The sequence below is a fragment of the Chitinophaga sp. Cy-1792 genome (assembly GCF_011752935.1).
Lineage (GTDB): Bacteria > Bacteroidota > Bacteroidia > Chitinophagales > Chitinophagaceae > Chitinophaga.
The window spans coordinates 859,188-879,924 of record NZ_VWWO01000002.1 but is presented as its reverse complement, the minus strand read 5'-3'; the positions used below and the strand labels follow the sequence as shown (position 1 = coordinate 879,924).

General features: G+C 48.3%; 11 protein-coding genes. All 11 read right to left on the bottom strand.

Annotated features, from left to right (window positions below; genetic code table 11):
• Positions 1 to 19 precede the first annotated feature (19 nt).
• The 11 genes from F3J22_RS17800 to F3J22_RS17750 all read right to left on the bottom strand — a co-directional run bounded on the left by F3J22_RS17800 (position 20) and on the right by F3J22_RS17750 (position 20,736).
• The gene (locus F3J22_RS17800) at positions 20 to 940 is read right to left on the bottom strand and encodes a hypothetical protein (RefSeq protein WP_167019295.1); all 921 of its coding nucleotides are present in this window, start codon (positions 938 to 940) and stop codon (positions 20 to 22) included.
• A 24-nt stretch (positions 941 to 964) separates the two neighbouring features.
• Positions 965 to 2,779 (bottom strand): RagB/SusD family nutrient uptake outer membrane protein, encoded by a 1,815-nt coding sequence (locus F3J22_RS17795; protein WP_167019294.1) that lies wholly within the window; start codon positions 2,777 to 2,779, stop codon positions 965 to 967.
• A gap of 31 nt (positions 2,780 to 2,810) precedes the next feature.
• Entirely contained in the window at positions 2,811 to 6,002 is a 3,192-nt protein-coding gene (locus F3J22_RS17790; RefSeq protein WP_167019293.1) for a SusC/RagA family TonB-linked outer membrane protein, read from the bottom strand.
• Between the two features lie 352 nt (positions 6,003 to 6,354).
• Complete coding sequence (locus F3J22_RS17785; protein ID WP_167019292.1) at positions 6,355 to 7,101, bottom strand: DUF3826 domain-containing protein; 747 nt, start codon at positions 7,099 to 7,101, stop codon at positions 6,355 to 6,357.
• A 173-nt stretch (positions 7,102 to 7,274) separates the two neighbouring features.
• A complete protein-coding gene (locus tag F3J22_RS17780) occupies positions 7,275 to 9,701 on the bottom strand; it encodes a glycoside hydrolase family 2 TIM barrel-domain containing protein (protein ID WP_167019291.1) in 2,427 nt (808 codons plus the stop codon).
• Positions 9,702 to 9,715: 14 nt separating this feature from the next.
• Complete coding sequence (locus tag F3J22_RS17775; protein WP_167019290.1) at positions 9,716 to 12,121, bottom strand: family 78 glycoside hydrolase catalytic domain; 2,406 nt, start codon at positions 12,119 to 12,121, stop codon at positions 9,716 to 9,718.
• Between the two features lie 13 nt (positions 12,122 to 12,134).
• Positions 12,135 to 14,912: a glycoside hydrolase N-terminal domain-containing protein gene (locus tag F3J22_RS17770; RefSeq protein WP_167019289.1), complete on the bottom strand. Its 2,778-nt coding sequence runs from the start codon at positions 14,910 to 14,912 to the stop codon at positions 12,135 to 12,137.
• 16 nt (positions 14,913 to 14,928) lie between these two features.
• Entirely contained in the window at positions 14,929 to 17,739 is a 2,811-nt protein-coding gene (locus F3J22_RS17765; RefSeq protein ID WP_167019288.1) for a hypothetical protein, read from the bottom strand.
• Between the two features lie 9 nt (positions 17,740 to 17,748).
• Entirely contained in the window at positions 17,749 to 18,816 is a 1,068-nt protein-coding gene (locus F3J22_RS17760) for a Gfo/Idh/MocA family protein (protein ID WP_167019287.1), read from the bottom strand.
• 27 nt (positions 18,817 to 18,843) lie between these two features.
• Complete coding sequence (locus F3J22_RS17755) at positions 18,844 to 19,869, bottom strand: L-rhamnose/proton symporter RhaT (RefSeq protein WP_167019286.1); 1,026 nt, start codon at positions 19,867 to 19,869, stop codon at positions 18,844 to 18,846.
• 9 nt (positions 19,870 to 19,878) lie between these two features.
• Complete coding sequence (locus tag F3J22_RS17750) at positions 19,879 to 20,736, bottom strand: amidohydrolase (RefSeq protein ID WP_167019285.1); 858 nt, start codon at positions 20,734 to 20,736, stop codon at positions 19,879 to 19,881.
• Position 20,737 lies beyond the last annotated feature (1 nt).

Here is a 20,737-nt window from a genome sequence, read left to right as displayed (position 1 = left end):
GATTATAGAAAGATATTAGTTAGCGTTCAACTTTTATATCAACATTTATGAAGGAATCAGCTGCACCGGAACTACCATTTGTATAGTTGATGGTCATACAGCCTGTTTTGCCGGCAGCTGTCTGGAAGAAAATCAGGTCACCAGCCACCACATTTACAATACGTTTGATTTTACTGGCAGATAAGTTAGCTGTTTTTGCCGCGCTGCGCAAGCCTCCACCAGACAACAACGTATTGAAGGCCGGCGATTTGGTGCGGTTGATAAGCGTCTTGCTTTTTGTCCAGCTGCTGAGATCATAATACGGTGTGGCAGCCTGTGCGGAATCCATATTATACACCACAAATTTCACGTCATCGGCGGTATTCGTTGGCGTATAGGCTCCTGTAGTATCATAGGCAATACCCAGATCAATCTTTGCTGAGTTGGCCGCTCCGGTGGAATAGCTGTAGGTATCTCCCGTAACTAAAGATATATAGCAGGGATTTACCTTACCTGTGGTATCCGGCACTCGCAGGAATTTGTAGGTATAATAATAAAAATCAGGATTGGTAGTAATCACGATATCACGGGAACCAATATACGTACCGGCGGAATCATGCGCCACAATCCTGTACAGGAAAGGGCCGCTGGCCGTATCCGCTTTCAGTGTCTTAACGGCGCTGTAGGTAGTCGCCATTGTTTTAAGTGTATCGCGTACCACAAAGGCGGTCTGGTTCACCGGATTTTTCTGTATGCTCACAAACTTCATCGGCACTTTGGTCGCAATCGTAAAATCAAAGGTGATGCTGTCGCCAGGATTTACAGTCATAGGACCTGTCACCATTTTATCACCGCCATTCAGCGTTACGGTGGCAAAATTTCCATTCACAGGATCTACCTTTTTTTCGCAGGCGGTAAAGAGACCGAGGATAAGGGCAGCACCAGCAAAATATTTTTTCATAACTATGTTATTTACAGTTATCGTTTATTGATAAGGGTCGAATGTGCCGCCCAGCCAGCCATTGGTTTGCTGGATGATAGGCGTTCTGGTGAAAGTTGTCGGCAACGGGTATACGTAGTATTTATCCGGCAGACTAATCGCGTTGGTACCTTCCAGGGAAGCCGGGTTCACCGCCAGCACCCTTTTGTAGGTATCGGTATTGTTCAGGTTGAGGGTATCACGCGGCTTGATACCGGAAGGATATACCTTATCCAGGTATATTTTTGTGGCATCCGTTCCGGTACCGCCTACATACGGCGATACAGGCGAAGGAATCATCGACATACGCGGTGTGATGAGGCCCAGGTTGCGGGTCCTTCGCAGATCGTAGTAGCGCATACCTTCAAATGCAAATTCCACCTGTCTTTCATTCAGCAGCAACGAGCGCATGGAAGCCACGTCTGTAGCCACATCCAGTCCATAATCATAACTCCCCTGCACAATCCCTGCACGTTTGCGGATCATACGCACCATATCTTTCGCCTCTCCTAAATTGCCAATTTCATTGGCACATTCCGCCAGGTTGAGGATCACTTCTGCAAAGCGCATTTCAATCCAGTCCATACCACTGCCGCCACCGCTGTTGGAGTTGTAGGCCGCCGCCGTAGCGCTGATGCTGGGGTTACAGATACGTTTGCAATAAAATCCGGTAACGATAGAAGACCCTGTTTCTTCCAGCACCCCTTTATAGGTATACTGAATGCGGCCTGCCTTCTGGCTCAGCGGCCATACATCCCCGTTATAGGAAATGGTGGCACTGAAGCGCGGATCGCGGTTCTGCCAGTATAAGGTAGCATTGTACCCTGATCTGGCATCAGTAACCGGCAAACCATTGCTCATCGTATATGCCTGTACGAGGTTCCAGGTAGGCTGGTTAGAACCGCCACCACCATTACTTTCAGAGCTGGGGCGCGTCACCTGCTCGTTGTTGGTGCCGAGGTCTTTGGAGGTAGTATATTTTCTTACTATTAATATCTCTTTATTATCTTCTGTGATAAAAAGATTACCATAATTAGCCAGCAACGTATAGCCGTCAGCGATACCTGCATTGTAAGCCGCTTTGCTGGCCTCATAAGCAGCCTGCCAGCGTGCAGCATCTTTGCCGATATTAAACTGCGGACTGGCCCAATACAGCAATGCCTTTGCCTTTACTGCCAGCGCCGCCGCCCTGGTAGCACGTCCTATGTCGTTGCCCGTCCAGGTGGCGGGGAGAAATGCTGCGGCAGAATCACAATCCGCGGCGATCTGCGCGATGCATTCACTTGTTTTGGCACGTGGCACCTGCAAATCATCATCTGCCTGCCCCTGTGCATGTAATACCAGCGGCACACCACCGTATAGCCGTACCAGTTTGAAATAGGTATAGGCACGCAGGAAAAAGAATTGCGCCTTCAATATATTACGGGAATCTTTTGATATGCCTGTGCTGCTGTTCAATCCTTCAATACCTGTATTACATCTGCGTATATCAGAATACCTGTTGGTAGTAATACCGGTAGATGATCCGATATCTGTTACAGAATTTTCTGTCAGACGACCATACAGAAAATCAGAATTGATGTTATTGGTTTCATCGGAGGTATTGTGTATTCCCCCGATAGTAGGCCATTGCGGGATCACCAGTGCATAGGTCCTGTTCAGGAATAAGCCCACCGCCCCTTCACTCTCCCACATCTTGGAGTCGTCAATACCATTAGGGTCCGGTATCTCAAAGAAATTTTTATTGCAAGACGCCAGCAGTAAGGCGGTGCCGACTCCTGCAATGGCTAATGATCTTGATATATAATTCAATAATTTCATAATCGTGGTTGTTAACGTAAGAAAGATCTGTTTACAAAGTGGCACCTATACCGATGGAAATAGTACGCAGCGTTGGATAGGATGCAAAGTTGCTGGTGTATGGATCTTTATATTTGTAAGGATTGATCAGGCTCCATAAGTTGGTACCGGTGAGCATTACACGCAGATCAGGAATTTTATACCTGTTAACCAGTTCCTTAGGCAGACTATAAGACAACACGGCATTGTTGATACGGCACTGTGTTCCGTTCACTGCCCAGAAGGTGGAATTCTCTTTGATCAGTGGTGCATCTACCCGCGGATATTTTGCATTGGGATTGTCCGGCGTCCAGCTGTCTTTCCAGAAGGAAGGCCCGTTCTGTGTGGTGGTGGGGGCTTTCCTCGCCTCTGAGTCGTAGAACACCTTACCACCTACGGAGAGGTTAAGGTTTGTTTGCAGCTTAAACTGTTTATAGTTTACACCCAGCGTAATACCAAAGCCTACCACCGGTGAAGTACCATTGTTGTACATTAAGGTCACATCATAATCATCTATCTTACCATCTCCATTAACATCTGCATAATTCATAAAACCAACCTGTGGCTTCTGGCCACCAATGGTGTAATTCGGATTCTTCGCCAGAATAGCCGCCAGCTCAGCATCTGTACGGATTATGCCGGTAGCGATATAACCATAGTTATTGCTGTTGTAGATCTTCGGATTACGGCCGATAGGATTATCCAGCGAGTTTTTGCCGTACATGCCAAGGTCGGCAGGACTATAATACTGCTGCAGTATCATACTGTTGGTGATGGCAAAGTTAATATCAGCAGAGAAGCCCCAGTTACGGTTGATATTATCGCGGTAACCAATGGCAAATTCACCACCGTAGGCAATCGCCTTACCATAGTTTTTAACGGCGGTAATCAATCCGGTAGACATCGGCACCACGCTTACATCCAGCTGATTGAAAGCATCATAGGTATAACGGTGATAGATATCCGCAGTTACATATAATTTGTTTTTAAGGAGATTCAGATCGAAGCCCACATTCATCGTGCGGGCCTTTTCCCAGGTAGCTTCCGGATTAGGGTATACACTCGGGTCGAGCCCGTTGGTACTGGCATTTCCAAACAACATACCGGTTGTCTGGGTAAACCTGTTTACATATGTTTTATTGGCTACGCGGTCCTCTCCCACAATACCCACCATGGCGCGCAGTTTGAAGTTATCGATAAACGGAAAACGCTCTTTAAAAAATTCTTCTTCACTCACCCTCCAGCCTAAACCCACCGTCGGGAAGAAGCCCCAGCGCTTATCCGGCGCGAAGTTGGAGGATGCATCCATTCGGCCAATGAACTCTACCAGGTATTTATTTGCAAAGGAATAATTCACGCGGCTGATAAAGGAACGCTTCGCAAACTGTGTTGCCTGCGGGTTTCGGATAACAGACTGCAGAGAGGCAATGGTGGTAGGGTCATCGGAGAAAGCCCAGAATTCGTCTACGCCCATTACCAGCTGTTTGGTTTTGGTAAGAAAAATATTGCGCGCCTGTGCCTCGCTCTGGTCCATGGCTACGAGCACACCGAAATCATGCTGCCCGATCGTACGTGCATAGTTCAGCGTTCCAATCAGCTGATAGCTGCTGGACACAGTAGTACCTTCCGACATCTGATCATTATTGGCTATAGTCACCCATGGGGTTTTAGCATCGATGGAATCTGAATACAACAGGCCATTGTTACTAAATCCCGGCTTCACAACATTGGCCACCTGGTAGGAAGGATAGTACTGCTTGTCCATGTTATTACGATTCAGCAATCCCAGCTGCACTTTGGCGGTAAGGCCTTTCACCCAGTTAGGCTTGTATTCCAGGGAAGCATTGGTACTAAGGCCCTGGGATTTGGTGCGGGTGTAGTTGCCAGAGTTCAGCAGTGCCAGCAGGCTCCAGTTGCCCGGAGGATTAGGGCCGTTAAAAGCCACCGGGAGTCCCTGTACGGTTACCGGCACCCATTTGGGTGTCAGGTACAGGGCGCGGATGGTTTGGTCATCAGTTTCCGCATTGGCGCCTTTAGCGGTACCCCTGGACTCTGTATTGAAGTCGGAAGAGAAACTGATGTTTGCTGTTAATCCATCAATGATTTTCGCATCCATCGCACCACGTATACTGTATTTCTTTACATTGATATTACCATAGTTACCATCTTCTTTATAATAACTACCACCGGCAAAAAACGTTACACGGTCAGAACCACCGGAAACATTCAGCGTATGGCGCATTACATTTCCTGGATTCCAGAAGTAATCGTACCAGGAGCGGTTAGGCATCGCTTTTAACTTTTCCAGGTCTGCATCAGAGAAGCGGCTGGTATAGGCGGTATTGTTCATGGCCCAGCCATCATTCAGCAATTTGCCGTGTTCGTATGGCGACAACGTTTTTGTTTTCACCGCTTCTGTAGAACTACCGAGATAACCGTTATAGGTAATTTTAGGTTTGCCCAGCTTGCCTTTTTTAGTGGTGATCAGCACCACACCTTTTGCACCGGCAGCACCATAAATGGCCGCAGAGGCATCTTTCAGGAATGTAATATCTTCTATCTGGCTCGCATCCAGGTTTTCAAAGAAATCCGGATTCGGCGACTGACTATAGGTAGTTGGATTGACGATGATACCGTCGATAACGTACAATGGCTGGGTAGTGGTAGCAGTAGATCCGGGGAAATTAATAGAGTTGCGGATATTGATGTTGGTAGTAGAACCGGGTTTACCGGAAGAATAGCTGACACTTACACCCGGCACCCTGTTGATCAGGGCACTGCCCAGGTTGGCCACTGGCAGGTCTTCTACTTCAGAGCCTTTGATATTGGCAATGGCGCCAAGGAGATCGGCTTTTCGTTTAGAACCATAACCAACCACCACTACTTCGCCTACACTTTTTTCGGAGGTAGACAACATAATAACTGCCGGCAAAGACGCCGCCCTGGCTTCATAGAAGCTGTAGCCCAGGTGCGTGATCATGATCATGGATTCGCCGGAAGGTACTTTCAGGGTAAATTTACCTTCAGCATTGGTGGTGGTGGCAATCGTATTATTTTTCACCCTGACGGTGGCGCCAATAACCAGCTCACCTGTTTTCTGGTCTTTAATGACGCCGGTAATCGTGCGTTCCTGTGCCACAACATGAAGTGTGCCTGCTAATAAAAACAGTAACAGCAACGGTTTAAAGTAACGTATGCAATTCATTAGCGTTTGTTTAAAATAAAATAGCAAAGAGTTGAGTTTGGTTGAATCAATAGACAATCGAAAGTCCTTGCTGCTGCCGGTATACACGACATGCAGTATTATTTCATAAATGGAATTCTACCTGTAGTTACGATGGTTTTCATCTCAGCGAATACTGTTACTACTGCTATAATCGCTGGTCATTTTTCAAAGACGTGGAATCTTTGCTATTCATGTCCGATAATGTGCTGTTAATGGCTGACTCCTTTTAATCATTATCATCCCAGATGGATTTAGTCCGCATGCAGTTCATCATTTCATCTATATCGTGGAAAACCAATGAGGTCAGGACAAACGTGGATGATGGATTATTTTACCTGGTGTTCTTTTTATCTTTCAGGCGCTGTTGCCAGGCATCGGTTTCTTTTTTCAGGTCGTAGCCGGCAGCAGCCAGGTAATTATTGATCCTTCCTTTATACTTCCCGAATACTTTATGCTTATCGTCTGAAGTACCTTCATCCATGGCCAGCTCCCGGGCTTCCAGCAGCCATGCATAGATCTGTTCCTTTTGTACAGCAGTAAGGCCAGGCAGCATGTCCTGGTAAGCGCCGTAGGTAACCGGCAGTACGCGGTAGGTCATACCATCTTTTACCTGCTCTACCTGCTGCACAGTCAGTTCCGAAGTCAGATTCCCTATAAACTGCTGGTGCTGTTTGCGCAGGGCAGCATTTCTTATTCCTTCCTGCTGTTTTATCGCAGTGTCTCTGGCAGCGCCGGTGGCGCCTCCCCCTTTGATGGCAGTAACGGCACTTTTGTATTGTTCATGGATGTCATTCAGCGCTTCATATTGATGGACGATTGTGTTCATCACGGTATGATACCTTGAGCTGTCTGTAATACCTAAAGGCTGTACGATCTTGCTGGTTCTTTCAGTCAGCATTTTTTCATACGCGGGGTCTGCCTGCGCATGACCATGCAGCGAAAAAAGCAAAAGTGCGCAACTAAAGGTAGATGAAATAATTGTCGTTGTAACATTTATCTTACGCATACCTGCAGCGGATAGAGAACGCAGGGGCGTATTAATGGTGGCACCATTCATAACACGGAATACCTTTTTCATGTTGCATCAGTTTTTCTGTCAACAAAAAAACAGTGTGGATGCTGTCTTTTTTTCACTGGATTAAAGATAGCGGCAACTACTACCTTAGTCAATGTGTGGTTTCACTATAAAGATGGAACATTTTACTATTTCCAGTATAAAATATCTCCGGGAACGATTGCGTAAATTTTTTACTACTCCGGACGGATAGTAATTACTGCCGGTTTAAGACCTGCGCCGGTTGCCCGCAGACGGATAGTACCTTTTTTTCCGTCAGACTGAACGATCGCCAGTGCCATCCCCTTCCAGCATTGCCGTGATGGACTTTTCAGAGAAATGGTATCTGCCTGGTACCCATTATCGGTTCCGGCAATAATGCCAGGTCCTTCTATGGTGAAATGTACCTGATTATCAGCGTACGGTACGGGGTTTCCTTTGGCGTCCGTTATCTGAAGGGTTACATAGGAAAGATCTTTGCCGTCGGCCTCAATAACCGGACGATCTGCCTGCAAGGCAATGGCAGCAGGCGCTCCGGCGGTTTTTATTTCCTGTACCAATACCTGTTTGCCATTTTTGCGCGATACCGCTTTCAGCGTTCCCGCCACAAAAGGTACTTTCCAGACCAGGTGTAAATCTTCCGGCCCCTTAGACTGAATACCCAGCGATTTACCATTCAGGAAGAGCTCCACTTCATCTGCATTATTATAATATACCCACACATCCACCACCTGGCCAGGTTGCCAGTTCCAGTGCGGGAATACATGTAGTACCGGCTTCGTTGTCCATTCCGACTGGTACATATAATACACATCTTTCGGAAAGCCCGCCAGGTCTATGATACCGTAATAGGAACTACGCGCAGGCCATGGGTACGGTATAGGCTCTCCCAGAAAATCAAATCCGCTCCATACAAACAATCCCGAAAGATAGTCATGCTTCCTGATGATCTTCCACGTAGCCTCGTGGGTACTGCCCCAGTATGCCGACACCTGGTCATATGCCGATACGGTATAATCAGGATTCCCCTTCTCCACAATCTTCTGCGGTGATTTTGCCGGCCAGAAATAAGTACTGTCTGAACGCTGGTCATAATACCCGCGGGTAGCGAAGGCCGACATATTCTCTGTACCTAAAAATATCTCTCCCGGATAATATTTATGAAAATCTTCATAAACCTCCTGGTGATAATTTAATCCTACCACATCCAGCGCATGTGATTGATAGATAAAATTTTTCAGCGGATTCCATTCACTCAGCGCACCCGTAACCGGCCTGGTGGTATCGATCGCCTTGATGATATCCACCAGTTCCTTACCCAGCGCAATACCGCTACTATCGAACTGTTCGCGGATCTCATTGCCGATGCTCCACATAAATACGGATGGGTGGTTTCTGTCGCGCAGCACCATTGCTTCTACATCGCGCTTATGCCAGGCAGCAAAATCCTTGTGGTAATCGTATTTGTTCTTTTTCTTCTCCCACATATCAAATGCTTCCTCCATCACGAGGAAGCCCATTTTATCGCAGAGGTCCAGGAACTCCGGCGCCGGCGGGTTATGGGCCGTGCGGATCGCATTGCAGCCCATCGCCTTGAGTATTTCCAGCTGCCGCTCCATGGCGCGGACGTTTACCGCAGCACCCAATGCGCCGAGGTCGTGGTGCAGACAAACACCTTTTATTTTCAATGGCTTGCTGTTCAGGAAAAAGCCATGCTGAGGATCAAATCTGAAAGAGCGTATACCCGTTATCGTTACTACCGTATCCGGTTGCATCTGGTCCTGACTAAATATGGTCAGCACTTTATAGTAGTTCGGCGCATCCGGCGACCATGGCTTTAGTACAGCACCTGCAAAATCAGTGGTTCGTATTATTTCTTCTTTATCCACCAGGTAGTTTTCCGGGGAGATGACCGAATCGACTATTTTACCAGCAGGATCACTGATTTTTACAGCTGTAGTATATTTAATTTTTTTTCCGGTATGATTATATATAGATGATTGTACGCGAATAAATCCTAAATCGGTATGTGAAAGCGAGTCCAACACATAACGGGCATCTACTACAATACCATTGCGGCGGTAGCCCGCCTTGCCCTTTACCACCAGGCGTACATTTCTGTAAATACCACTGCCGGTATACCAACGGGAATTGGGCTGCCCGCTGTTGTCCACCTTTACCGCGATCACGTTCGGGGCTCCGTATTTCAGATAGGGCGTCAGCTCATAGTCAAAAGAAATATAGCCATTCGGGCGTTTGCCCAGGTAATGCCCATTGATCCATACTTCACTGTCGCGGTAAACGCCATCAAACTCAATGCTTACTGCTTTGTCAGCTTCAGCGGCCGGTAGTGCAAACGTTTTACGGTACCAGCAAATACCTGTAGGTAAAGCACCGCCCTGCGTAGTGGCAGGGTGACTGGCAGCAAAGTTTCCTTCTATGCTCCAGTCGTGGGGCAGGTTTAATACCCGCCACGAGGCATCGTTGTATTGCGGGCCAATGGCCAGACTATCATCTCCCAATAAAAATTTCCAGCCGCTGTTAAAATCCTGCTGTGCCTGTATTGACTGCAGCTGCAACAGGCATATTAATAAGAGAAGATATTTGAGGGAGATGATTTTCATTTGTAAGATAGTTTTTACTGCACGGTGAATACATATTTTCCGGAACTAACGGGAATGAGCGTACGGCCATTTTTAACAACAACCTTTTTCAGTCGCTCGCCGTTCTTCGTCACAGTAGTACCGGGTTTGACAGGAATACAAATCATGGCATCTGCACCAAACGGGATTTCTACGGTGAGGTTAAATGCATCAGCTGTTTTTTCCCAGTTAGAGACAATTGTGCCCGACGGACTTCCATAGTTACACGTAGCCCATTTAAGATCTCCTACCGGAGAAGGCTTGATCACAATATGCCGGAAGCCTGCTGACTCCTCCGACTGCTGAATACCGGCCACGCCGGCATAGAACCATTCCATCAGGTGGCCCAGCATGAAGTGATTATTGGACACAAATTCATATGCCTGCCAGCTTTCTGTCAGGGCCGTGGCCCCGTGTTTTATCTGGAAACCATATCCCGGCACATCGTCGCGGGAATTCATGTCAAAGATCACGTCATTTTTATCACTTTGCTGCAAGGCCTGCAATACATAACGGTAACCGATATCGCCCGCCGTGAGTGCATTATTTCGTGTACGGATATCCGTTATCAATGCATTCAACACCGCATTGCGCTTACCTGCCGGCACCAGGTCCATATATAGGGCCATGGCATTGGCAGTCTGGCTGGCAGAGTCGTACTTCAAACGTACCGGATCAAAGAAGGCTTTATTGAATGCTGCTTTTACCTGCACGGCCTGCCTGGCATACTTTGCGGCATCCTGCTTTTTCTTCAGCAGTGTAGCCACCTTCACCATGATGGTCAGATCGTAATAATAAGTAGCCGTTGCCGTTATACCCATTTTCGTCATCTGAGAAACGCCAGGGCGCTCAGGCCCTATATCGAACCAGTCGCCCAAACCATGAGAGATAATATTATTTATGCTGCGGCCCTGCAGGTAAGCCACATACCCCTGCATCATTTCGTATGACGCTGCCAGCGTGGCTTTATCACCATACCAGCGGTAATTGTTCCAGGGCACAATTACGGAAGCACTACCCCATTCCGGCGACTCATCAAAAGGCGGAGTGAACTGTGTAAACTCCGGTGCTATCTCCGGAACCTTCCCATCCTGGTATTGTGCCTGCTGCATATCAAAAACCGTTTTGCGGTTATGGGCTGCCACATCGTAGTTATAGGCTACAGATGGCCCCATCAGGTAAGTCTGCTCCAGCCAGCCCAGTTTTTCACGGTGCGGACAGTCTGTAAAAACCGAAACAGTATTACTGGTGATAGCATGATCTATCAGGCTATCCGTCTTATTAAATAATTCATTGGAACAGCGGAAAGATCCTATTTTAGGCCCCGCGCTGGTGACAGACTGGTTAATGATCTCCGCAACTACAGGAGCAAGTTTACCACTTATTACCGGGATACACTCCACCTGCATATAACGCTGACCATAGTACGTAAAGCGGGGATGCCATGTTTCAGGCTTATCTTTCGTACTACCTTTCAGGATATAGGTGAGGTAGTAGGGAGATCCGCTCGCCTGCTGATATACCGTACTATCCGGATTTATCAGTTCAGCAGGACGAATACGTACAGTATCGCCCTTGTTTCCCCAAACACTGATCAGCGGAATGCCCGCAGTATTCTGTCTGAAATCATATACCGTCGTTTTTCCGGAAGTCCAGCTACGTGGATTACTCCACCTGGCCGCCCAGTGAATGGAAGGTCCTACCTGCGCCACAAGCGGCACAGGAGTAGCTACCAACGCGCGTTTCCATTGTCGCGCATCGAAGCCTGGCATATCCCAGCCTTGCTGCTCCAGCGTAGCATCATAATCTTCTCCCCCATAAATACTGGAAAAATATATTGGTGAAGGCGTTGTTTTCCAGTTTTCATCAGATACGATATCTTCTGTGCTCCCATCCGCATATTCCAGCTGCAAACGCAGGATCATCTTAGGAAAACCAAACCCACCGGTCATCTTGCGGTAACGCTGACCAGGGATATAATAGAACCCATTTCCCAACATCATGCCGATGGCATTATTCCCCTGCCCGATTTGCCTCGTTACATCATAGGTGACATACAGGGATGCTTTACGGTAGTCTGTCCAGCCAGGCTCCAGGAAATTATCACCGGTTTTTACACCGTTGATCGTCAGTTCATATTGCCCCAGTCCGGAAACAAAGGCGGTTGCATGTCTCAACGGTTTACTAACGGTAAACTCCCTACGAAAAAGTGGCAGGATATCCTTTCTTGGCCCCCAGGCTTTTTTACCATTGCCGTGTACCAGTGGTACTATGATAGCCGTATCGTGTATATTTTCGTATGCAATCCATCTGGCATGTTTCCAGATCGCAGTATCCGGCTGCTGCGCCAATACAGGACTGCTGATCATCAATAAGAGTAAGTAACTCCACCATTGTTTCATAGTCGGGGATATTTTATATTTTTTCCAGTTGGCCGTTAAAACAATATACACCATTTTCAGTAGTAGCCAGTTCCATCACCTTCCCCTTATAGCGCAGTACCAGCGGTTGCCCGGCTTTCGACCGTACCTTTAAATTTTCAAGTACCCCTTTTTTCCATTCCATATCTATCACAAATCCTCCTCTTGCACAAATACCTTTAACAGTACCGTCCGGAATTTCCGCCGGCAGTGCCGGCAGAATATCGATATAGCGCGTATGACTCTGCAACAGCATTTCTGCCATGCCGGCAGCACCGCCAAAGTTGCCATCTATCTGAAAAGGAGGATGCGCATCAAAAAGGTTAGGATAGCTGCCGGCGCCACTGCTGGCAGGTGTCAGCAACATGCCAATCATTTTATAGGCATGTTCCGCATCTTTAAAACGGGCCCAGAAATTTATTTTCCAGGCCAGACTCCAGCCTGTGGCGGCGTCACCGCGAAACAGCAACGATTGCCTTGCAGCGTTTACCAGCTCCGGTGTTTCTTCCATATTAATTTCATTACCAGGATACAGCCCCCACAAATGCGATACATGCCGGTGTTTATCCTGCGGGTCATCGCTATCCGTCAGCCATTCCTGCAGCTGTCCGTATTTACCGATCTGATTCGGCGCAATTCGTTTATACTTCTCCGTTAATATCTCTCCAAAGTCTTTATCTACACCTAATACTTTACCCGCGGCAATCACATCTTTAAATAAATTCCGGATAATCTGGTGATCCATCGTCGGGCCCATCACCAGGCCGCCATGCTCCGGCGAATTCGAAGGGCCACTCACCAGCCATCCTGTGGCAGGGTCTTTTACGAGATAGGCATTAAAAAATTCAGCCGCCTGCTTCATGGCAGGATAGGCGCGCCGGCGAAGAAATGCAGTGTCTTGTGTAAAGAGATAATGTTCCCACAGATGCTGGCACAGCCACGCAGCACCCGCAACCCATATCCCGTGGTTGGAAGCGTTTATCGGTGCGGTGCCACGCCACAGGTCCGTATTGTGGTGCAATACCCATCCCGGTGCGTTGTAGTAGGCCTGCGCAGTATTGTGCCCGGTCACCATCAGCTCGTCGATCATATGAAACAATGGCTCCTGCATGGGCGAGAGGTTCAGCAACTCCGCCGGCCAGTAATTCATTTCCAGGTTGATATTGGTGGTATACTTACTGCCCCATGGTGGCGACATCTGATCATTCCAGATTCCCTGCAGATTGGCAGGCTGTGTACCCTGCCGCGATGCTGATATCAGCAGGTAGCGTGCATACTGCATATACAGCGCCACGAAAGGTGCATCCGCAGCTTGTGTAAAGCGTGTAATCCTTGTATCGGTAGGCAGCGTATCGTTTGCAGCAGTACCGAAATTAATGGCAAACGTATTAAAGTATGGCTGGTATTCCCGGATATGCGCCGCCTTCACCTGTTCAAAAGTTTTCCCCGATACCGCCCGGATAGCCTGCTGACAGGCAACTTCCGGCTTCCCGCTGCAATCGCTATAGTTCACATAACTCGTAGCAGCTGCTACATATATAGTGGCAGCGTCTGCCTGTTGAATTTCAATACTATCGCCTAGTACCTTCACCTTTCCGCCAGTGGCTTTCACGAATAGTGTGCTGCTGGCCGTCAGTACACCTTCCCGCACTTTAAATGTTATTTTGACAATTGATTGCTTCGCATCTGTTTTTATAATAGCCCTGTGCGAACTACCTAACCGCACCACCGTACTGATAGCGCCTTTTCGGCTGGCGGTTAAATGCATCGCCAGCACCTTATCAGGCTGACTGACGAGATATTCGCGGGCATACGTTGTACCATCAACGTTATAAGTCACATTGGCGGTGGCAGTGCTCAGGTCCAGCGAACGCTTATAGTTTTGTACTGTACCGGTATGGTTAAACGTCAGGAAAATATCTCCGAAGGGAAGATAATTAGCCTGGTACTTCCCTACTGCCGGCGGCTCATCGTTTACTATATAGTATTTCCATTGCCCGTGGAGAGATACCAGTGGAATAGACTGGTCAGGAAGATACAGACCGATATGTCTACTGGTATCTTTATAACCAGTAATACCACCCTTATCGGTGAAGTTGAGCACCAGTACAGCCACCGTATTTGTGCCAGCATGCAGTACACCGGCCGGCACCTTGTATTTACGTGGATCTGTATTATTCCGGGAACCTACCAGCTTTCCATTTACATAGGTGAAGTCTTCATCACGAATCCGGTTCAGGTCGAGTACCAACTCTTTAGCCGCTTCAGCGGCAGACAACTCAAATGTTCTGCGTAGCCATACTGCACCATCCAGTCCATCGAAGCCCACGGCCTCCCAGCCGTCATAGGAAGGCACCTTCATGGTTTTCCAGGCATTCTCCGGGTAGTCATTACTGTTAGATGCCTTCATTTTGCTCACCCAGCTTTCTTTAGCATCCTCATTACTCTTGAGGCCCATAAACGCTTTCTCTGCAAGGGCTTCCGCAGCAGCCTGGTCACCGTGAAACAGCAGCTGTCGCAGGGTATCGAGGTATTGGTAAGCGCCCGGCCGGTTGTAGTTTCTCGGACCACCCGTCCAGAGCGTTTCTTCATTAAACTGAATATGTTCCTTTTCTATGCCCCCAAACACCATCGCCCCTATGCGGCCATTGCCTACCGGCAATGCCTCCGTCCATTTCACCGCCGGTTGATTATACCAGAGCTTTAACTCCTGCGCATATACGAAACTGCTGCAAAGCAATAGTAGCAAAGTTGTTACTGATCTCATCTTCATGGAGCACTGTTTTAAGTTATCGTTCAAATAACCAGTCAATGTTTTTAGATTTATTTTCGCCACTCAACATCGCATCGTAGACAGGAACAGGCTGTGCGGCATCCGCGAAACCAAGCACCAGGCAAGCACCTTTGGGCAGGCGCAGCGTATGCGTTCCTGCCTGGAACAGGTAAGTATGAATATTCACGGGTGGCAGCTTATCGATGACGAGGCCATTGGTAATACGTGCCTCCGCCTGACCATAATCATCTGCGGCAGCATTGGTTTCCAGTTCCGGAGGTTTGGCAAAAGTGGTATCCGTTACAAAAGCACCGCGGGAAGTTTTGAAAAATCCTACCAGTATCTTCACAGGCGCCACACAGGAAAACTGCACGGCAGTAGCACCCTGTTGCTGTTGTTGCCAGTTAAACTGCAAGGCCAGCAAATCCGATAATTCAGGTGCCAGTTGCTTTACCAGCAAAGCAGTATCACCATACAGCATGGCGCCTGGTTTAAGTATTACCCAGCGGGTGTTGGCATTTACTTTTTGCTCCGGCAGCGGCTTCCGCGCAATAGCTTTACCACTGCTGCTTTTGAGCGAATCAATTTTATACCTGAAAGTGTTTAATTCTTTTTCGAAAACCGGCAGCATTTCCGTCCAATGTTTGAAAGTGCCGTCTACACCGCGCATCGGGATTTTCCGTTGCGCAGTTTGCATACTGTTGGCATATAAATAAGTGCCTGCGGTAAGATCTGCCAGTAATTTATAGCTGGCCACACTCTGCGCCAGATCAGGCAATGCGGCTTCCAGATCCGCGATATTACCCGTATACTTATAACGCAATAGTTGCATGGCAGCCTTTACTTTGTAACTGAAATGGTATGCTATCGCGCGGTAACATTTCATATCATTCAGGAGCCGTGCAAACTCAGCATTGTTCTTCGTAACATGTGGCGCCACGGCCTCCAGGGCTGCTACGGCTGCTTCTCCGTGTGCTACCACTTCACGGGCCACTGCCGGTGGTGTTTCACCGGTATGCGGCAGGCCTTTCATTTCTTTATCAACATAATCTATAATCATCTCCCCTTCCGGACTCTCACTATCATACAACAACGTAAACAGACCATACCGGAAAGGATTAATGAGCTGTGTCATGAGCATCCCCAGCGTAAGCGTCTGGCGGTTGCCATCGGTAATGCCGAACCGGCGCAGGAGCTTGGGCGCAATCTCTCCCGATTGATCATAAGCCTTTACTATATTGGCGCCATCTTCTGCACTACAGCCATATTGCGTTGCCAGTAGCTGATTCCAGTATACTGCTTCTTCCGCTTTTGACCGCTCATCATTCCAGGCATACCGCGCCCAGGCACGGTACCATATCCAGTCCCTTTCTATCTGGAGCAGACGCCCACCTTGTACACTATCGGCACTATAGGGCCAGTCCCAGTACGATGCCTGCGGATACAGGTGCAAACCGTTGCCCCCCATTACTTCATGCATACCGCGCACCGACTCATAAATAAATGCCGGCGATCCATACCTGAAAGGTTCCAGGTTGGCCAGTATATGCACATTCTCAATCTGTACACTACCCAGCTTACTCAGGGTTTGGTGCAGCTCCGCCCAGGAGCCGCGCGGACGTGGTGTTGTCAGCGCTTCCCCATTGAATTTGGCTTCTGTATAAAGATTTTTATATAACGGCAACGCATATTGCATTACCTCCGGTGCATTGGTATCATGTGCTCTCAGTACAATAGGTGGTTCTTCCGTTTTTCCCAGTGCGGAAAGTCCGTCTTTCACTCCAGGGATAATCGTTTTGGTAAACCATTCAATATCATCCTTACCCACACCTTCCATGGCCTCCCCCAGACAAACCATCAATCCCACATTCGGGTATTTCTCTACAAAAGCCGCTATTGACTTCCGGGTGTAATCCGCTATCAGCGGGATGATAGGCCTCTCTCTTTCCTGGGTTTTAATATGATGATGTTCCGCAAAGGGTTTCGACACAATAATGTTGTAAAACATCTGTATCACCCAAATCCCTCTTTTATCTGCTTCCTTCGTAAGGAAACTGTACATTTCTTCATTCTTCCTGAAGGTACTGTCATCTACTTCTACCGCATAGGGATAATCTTTCAGTTTCACCAGCGATGCAAACGGATGTCCGTTCCAGAGAAACAGCGCGTTCATGCGGTTGGCAGCCAGGGAATCGAGGTATTGTACCCATAGCTTTTTATCATAGAGCCAGGGAAATGTTTCAGGCGTATAGGGGTATTCGTATACTGTTCTTCCAGGGAGATAGTAAGGTTTCTGCACACCGATACAAGCGCCACGCAACACCATCTGCGGTTGATCGGTTTTTCCGATCGATAAAGGCAGATGCCCTTGCTGCGTAAGACTGTCGGCCATTTCGAGGCAGCCGTACAAGATCCCGGAATCATCCGCACCTGCAATTAACAGCAAATTATTATTGCCCGATATTACATAGCCCTCTTTTCCCGGAGCAGCAAATCTTTGTTTACTATTTTTCAACACCAGCTGTACAGCAGGTGTACTCCAATTACCTACTACAATTCTGTCTCCCTTAAAACCCTTACCGGCAATAACTACCTCGTAGCCTGCTTTTTTCAACGAAGCAGAAAGCCGCGCCATTCCCCACTGTACCCTCGGCGAAATATTTCCGGAAAGAAATTCAATGCCAATCTTCCTATCTACTAAAACAAAATGTGGCCCTTTGCTGCTTTGCCCCTTATGCTGCTTTGCGTGAAAATAATCCGCCGAAGGCGAACCCTGCGCCAGCAAGACAAACAGCAACCCAACCAACAAAAATAATCTCCTTACCATGCTAATCAATCATAAGTTATCAAAAACGCTTAACGGCACACCGGGCAGCTTACTTGCAGCGTAGGCGGCTTCCACGCAGGCCATTGTATGGATGCAGTCTTCCACCGAATTATCCGGCAGCGCAATACTGCCTTCAGCGGCCAGCATTAACTGCGCCATGCTGCCAATAAAAGCATGCGGAAACCAGCTGCCTTCTATGGCCAACGTCTTCCACTCCGTATGTCCTTCTCCGTTAGTAACGGCGTACCCGAAGCGGTCAGCTATGCCATGCGGATAATTGATCAACGCACCAAAATCGATTTTGATAGCGCCTTTATCCCCTTCCAGCTTGATATAGGAGTGCTGATGTGTATTCCCAAAATTGTGACAGTGATTGGTGATAATATTTGCCCGGACCATATCTCCATAATCCATTATAATATTACTCCTCACAGACGCCAGTTGCTGCATGGCAGGATGTTTCACCGTTTTGGCAAACATCCCCTGCGGGTTGCCCAGCAGGTTCCTGACAAGATCGATATAATGAATGCTATGGTATAGTATCTCTACTCTTTCGGCAGTAAAGAGGAAGTCCCACAAATGCCAGGGCGTATATACGTTGACGTTAATTTCCACATCATTCAGCGTACCGATATATCCACTGTAAATAATTTCTTTGGCAGCAAGGATATACGGTGCATAGCGAAGCTGAAAGTTAACAGCAGCCAGCATTTGCTTCTCCCTGACCAGCGCCAGTATTTGTGCTGCCTGCTCCAGGTTTTCGCCCATCGGCTTTTGCAGTAATACGTTGGCACCTGGCGGTAACTGTTGTAATACGGAAAGTATCGCTGATCCGGGTACGGCCACATCATACATCACACCGGCAGGCGCTGCCTGCACCATCGCTTCCAGCGAAGAAAAAACCTGTGGTATATTAAAGCTGGATGCAGTAGCAGCAGCCTTTTCGGGAGAGAGATCAAATATTCCTGCTACCACAAAGCCTGCCAGCTGATAGGCGGGCAAATGGGCACTGTTGATAATACCACCGGCACCAATAATATAGATAGGTTGCGGATGTAAGGGTAATCGCGGTTTCATAACGGGAAATACTGTAGCAACGGGCGACTAAGCGTCTACATAGTTGCCATAAGTTAACAATAAGATGGCAGCTACCAGCACACCCAGGGCCAGCCATAAGGTTCGCATGGTTTTACTGGAAACGTTTGCATACTCTTTCAAAAACAGTCCGGTGACAGCACTGAGTAATACCAGCATGATCATATGAATGGCCCAGCTGGAAAACTTGAAATGCCCCATACGTACATGTCCCAGGCCATAAAAGAAAAACTGCCCGTACCAGAGTATGCCTGTCAGTGCAGCCATGGCGTAGTTCAACGTAAGCCTGCTGTTACCTGCAACGGCATATTCATCAAATGTTTTTTCTTTTGTATGCAGATATAAACAATATACCAGCGTAGTTAAAAATGCGCCGGTATTGGAAAAAAGATAAATCACATTCCCCTGAAAACTGCCGGCGCCATGACGGGCGGCTATATCTGCTATCGGCTGTCCCTGGTCCAGCGAAAAGCCGTACAGCGCTGATAATACACCCGACAGCAAACACAATGGCAATCCTTTAGCCAGCGAAAATCCTGACGGCCCACCCGCACTAAGGTCTTTTTCCTTACTGCGTCCGGCGAGTCCGCACAAGGCAATACCTACTGCGCCCATGGCCACGCCACTCATCAGGTAAGGTGCGCCGCCGGCAGCAAATATTTCCGGCAAGGTGCCGTGTACCAGTGGCGGTAACAAAGTACCCAGTACACAGGAAATACCTACGGATATGGCATAGGTCAATGAAAAACCCACATAGCGGATGGCAATACCAAAAGCAGTACCTCCAACACCATAGGCCATCCCCAGGAGGAAAGACCGCTGCATAGCGCCGGCAGGCGCTTCCTGCAATACCTGCATCAGCTGCGGAATGGTGATCCAGGCCACCAGCACGGGCAGCAACAGCCAGCATACTGCCGCCTGCAACAGCCAGTAGGTATGCCACGACCAGCCACTGACCTTCTTCTGTGGCGTATAGCACAATGCTGCACCAGAGGCGCCCATTGCATGAAAAAATATACCATTGACAACTTCCATGGTACCGGATTAAAGGGTGGATAAATTGTAAAAACGACAAGCGTTGTCGTATAATATCTTTTCCTGGTCTGCTTCATTGCAAAGCCTTCCCAGTATATGTGTGATGGTCTGCCAGGTGCCTGCATAATCGTCTGCCAGCATAGACACCGGCCAATCTCCACCGCAAAAGCAACGCCCGGCGCCGAAATGCTCCAGTACATATGCTACGTAAGGCGAAATATGATCGGCAGTACGACCTGCAAAATTCCCGGAGGCAGTGCCCAGCCCGGATATCTTCGCATAAAAGTTAGGATGCCTTGCGGCTGCTTTCATCAAGGTTCCCCAACGGCCAAAGGTTTCACCAGTGCTGATCGGTGGCTGATTCAGATGATCGAACACCATCCGCAGGTCTGGCACCCGCTCTGCCACCTCCAGGGCTGTTTCCAGGTGCTCCGGTAATACCCCTACGAAATCATAGGGTATACCGTGTCTGGCCAGAAACTTCAAACTATTTATCACCGCAGGTTGCAGCAACCAGCGGGTATCATCTTCATCATGTACCTGGTGACGGACACCTTTAAAATAAGGTTCCTGCAGGTAGGTTGTTTCCAGCAATTCCTGTGTCTGGCGTGTATCCGTTAGCGGTAGCCATGCCACTACGCCGTTGATCCATGGCGTATTACGGGCGGTTTCCATCATCAGCTCCGTATCTTCCCGGCAGCCACTGGCCTGTACCAGCATGCCATGTGTTACGCCGGCAGCAGCTCTTGCATGCTCCAGCTCTGCTATGCACCAGGTGCGGTTCAGGATCGAGGTATCGTTTTCCAGCCAGGGATAGGCTGCCCGGCTAAGGTCCCAGATGTGCAAATGGGTGTCGACAATTTTCATA

Excerpts from the sequence above, each read along its gene's own strand:
- F3J22_RS17750 (WP_167019285.1), bottom strand. The coding sequence starts at position 20,736 with ATGAAAATTGTCGACACCCATTTGCACATCTGGGACCTTAGCCGGGCA.
- F3J22_RS17765 (WP_167019288.1), bottom strand. The coding sequence starts at position 17,739 with ATGGTAAGGAGATTATTTTTGTTGGTTGGGTTGCTGTTTGTCTTGCTG.
- F3J22_RS17785 (WP_167019292.1), bottom strand. The coding sequence starts at position 7,101 with ATGAAAAAGGTATTCCGTGTTATGAATGGTGCCACCATTAATACGCCC.
- F3J22_RS17775 (WP_167019290.1), bottom strand. The coding sequence starts at position 12,121 with ATGAAACAATGGTGGAGTTACTTACTCTTATTGATGATCAGCAGTCCT.
- F3J22_RS17760 (WP_167019287.1), bottom strand. The coding sequence starts at position 18,816 with ATGAAACCGCGATTACCCTTACATCCGCAACCTATCTATATTATTGGT.
- F3J22_RS17790 (WP_167019293.1), bottom strand. The coding sequence starts at position 6,002 with ATGAATTGCATACGTTACTTTAAACCGTTGCTGTTACTGTTTTTATTA.
- F3J22_RS17795 (WP_167019294.1), bottom strand. The coding sequence starts at position 2,779 with ATGAAATTATTGAATTATATATCAAGATCATTAGCCATTGCAGGAGTC.
- F3J22_RS17800 (WP_167019295.1), bottom strand. The coding sequence starts at position 940 with ATGAAAAAATATTTTGCTGGTGCTGCCCTTATCCTCGGTCTCTTTACC.
- F3J22_RS17770 (WP_167019289.1), bottom strand. The coding sequence starts at position 14,912 with ATGAAGATGAGATCAGTAACAACTTTGCTACTATTGCTTTGCAGCAGT.
- F3J22_RS17755 (WP_167019286.1), bottom strand. The coding sequence starts at position 19,869 with ATGGAAGTTGTCAATGGTATATTTTTTCATGCAATGGGCGCCTCTGGT.
- F3J22_RS17780 (WP_167019291.1), bottom strand. The coding sequence starts at position 9,701 with ATGAAAATCATCTCCCTCAAATATCTTCTCTTATTAATATGCCTGTTG.